Raw genomic sequence first — 778 nt, 5'->3', positions numbered from 1 at the left:
CGTGCTGTCAAGGGGTGAATGCGCCACTTCGACCGGGAGGTAGTTGTGACGCGTTGGACTCCGAAGGATGTTAAGGATGCTGCTGTTGAGCGCGTGGTGGCAGGCGAGGCAGTTAGCCTGGTCGCGCGTGATGTGGGTGTAGGCCCCGAATCGGTTTACGGTTGGTTGAGGGTAAGAGGTGTCGAACCTCCAGGCAGGCGTGCGAGTCGTTTGCGTGATCCGTTTGTCCGTGAGGCTGTTGGGTTGGTGCGTGCAGGTATGTCGATCAGTCAAGCAGCACAGACTGTTGGAATATCGACTGGCTTGCTTCACAGCAGGTTAAAGAAAGCTGGTGTAATCGAAGTGCGGCCTAGACGCGCCCACTTGTCACCTGATAAACGTGCCCAGGCCGTGGAGCGAGTGCTTGCTGGTGAGAGCTGTCAGACAGTGGCTGATGCTATCGGTGTGCATCCTTCTACCGTGTATGGGTGGATAAGGAAGCAGCGGTATGCGAAGTTACGCCGGCAGCGACATCGTCGAACGCCTGATGAGGCGGTGGTGTCTTTGCCAGATACAGGCAAGAAGCTGGGTAAAGATTCTGTTATGCCAGCACCGATGAAAACTCAAGCCGTTGATGGATTTCCTAGCGGCGTATTCGACAAACACGCCTTAGTAGGGCGTGGTCGCAGGCTTACTGTTGAAGACCGTGTTGCTATTGAAGCGGGATGTCGTGTCGGTGATTCGGCACGAGCCATCGCGCAGAAAATAAATAGGCACCACAGTGTCGTCGCTCGTGAAA

2 pseudogenes are annotated in these 778 nt (G+C 55.5%); both read left to right on the top strand.

The features are described 5' to 3' along the window. Positions 1-18: 18 nt before the first annotated feature. Positions 19-468: pseudogene (locus tag QP904_RS11870) on the top strand (helix-turn-helix domain-containing protein); the annotation flags it as partial. Between the two features lie 19 nt (positions 469-487). Further along, positions 488-778, top strand: a pseudogene (locus tag QP904_RS11720) (helix-turn-helix domain-containing protein); the annotation flags it as partial.

It is taken from the genome of Corynebacterium nasorum, from assembly GCF_030229765.1.
GTDB lineage: Bacteria > Actinomycetota > Actinomycetes > Mycobacteriales > Mycobacteriaceae > Corynebacterium > Corynebacterium kefirresidentii.
This window is presented reverse-complemented; position numbering and strand designations above follow the sequence as displayed.